We start from the raw sequence: 1,115 nt of genomic DNA, 5'->3' as shown, positions 1-1,115 counted from the left end.
CGCTCTCGTAGGAGGCGTCCGCCCCGGAGGCAATGACAGAGGCCGCGCGCGCCCGGTACTCCGGCGGCACCAGCTCCAGCACAGACCTGCCCAGCAGCTGTTCCGCAGGTATGTTGTAAAGCTGGCTGGCCGACGGGTTTGCATCGGTGATCAGGTTGTTGACATGAAAGACCACGCCCTCGGCACTGGCATCCATGAACTTGGCCAGCCGGTCTTCGGATTCGCGCAGCGCCAGCTCGGCCAGACGGCGTTGCGTGATGTCCTGGTTCATGGCCACGGCGCCCGTGTAGTTCCCCTGTGCATCCACCAGCGGAACCAGGATCACCAGCACCCATTGCACCCGCGAACCGTGAACAAACGAGCGTTCGTAGGTGACGCTTTTGCGCTCCTGGAAAGCTTGTGTTCTGAAGGGCACGGCCTCGATGTTGGAGCTGCCCAGCACCTGTTCGACCGTGCGACCCAGGATGGAATCTTCGTCCAGGCCGTACTGGTGTGCATAGTGGCTGTTGGCGTACTCGCAGCGCAGCGGATAGCTGTAGTGCGACACCATGATGGGTATCGCGTTGCAGAAGTGCCGGAGAAACGCGCTCCCGGCGCAGGCTTCTGACCGGGCGTGTTGGCTGGCGGAGATGTCGACCCACACGCAGAGGTAGTGATCAGCGTCCACCAGCCACTTGGCCGAGCAGGAAAAGTACCGCGCATGGGCATCGGCCTGAAGCGGTTTCTTCCATTCCAGTTCAAGCTGGAAATCGGCGCGACTGCTCAGCCGGTCGTGCAGCGCTCGGCTCGATTCGGGTGTGAGTGATGCGATGCAGTCGCCATCAGGATGCGATGCCCCATGCAATGACGTGAGCGCACGGCTGGCGTAGAGTGGCCGCCCTTCTGCTGTGACCACGAGAACCAGACCCGGCAGATGCTGCCACCATGGCTGCGCCACTTCGGGCGCCGGGACTGAACGGGAGGTGTGTGCCATGCGAACCTATTCGCCCAGGATGGAGCGCAGGGCGAGCGCGTCGATGGGTTTGTGCAGGATGGGGAAGCCGAGTTCGGAGGCTTCCTGGATGCGCTGTGGGGAGGTGTCGCCGGTGAGGATGTAGGTGGGGATGGATCGTGGG

General features: G+C 63.0%; 1 protein-coding gene. It reads right to left on the bottom strand.

Annotated elements, in window-relative coordinates; all coding sequences use genetic code 11:
* Positions 1 to 973 (bottom strand): PAS domain-containing protein (locus tag ASE11_RS13495; protein WP_156406353.1); only part of this gene is annotated, 973 nt, incomplete at its 3' end.
* Positions 974 to 1,115: the final 142 nt, after the last annotated feature.

It is taken from the genome of Hydrogenophaga sp. Root209 (assembly GCF_001428625.1).
Classification (GTDB): domain Bacteria; phylum Pseudomonadota; class Gammaproteobacteria; order Burkholderiales; family Burkholderiaceae_C; genus Hydrogenophaga.
The sequence above is the reverse complement of the archived record's forward strand: the minus strand, read 5'-3'. Positions and strand labels throughout refer to the sequence as shown.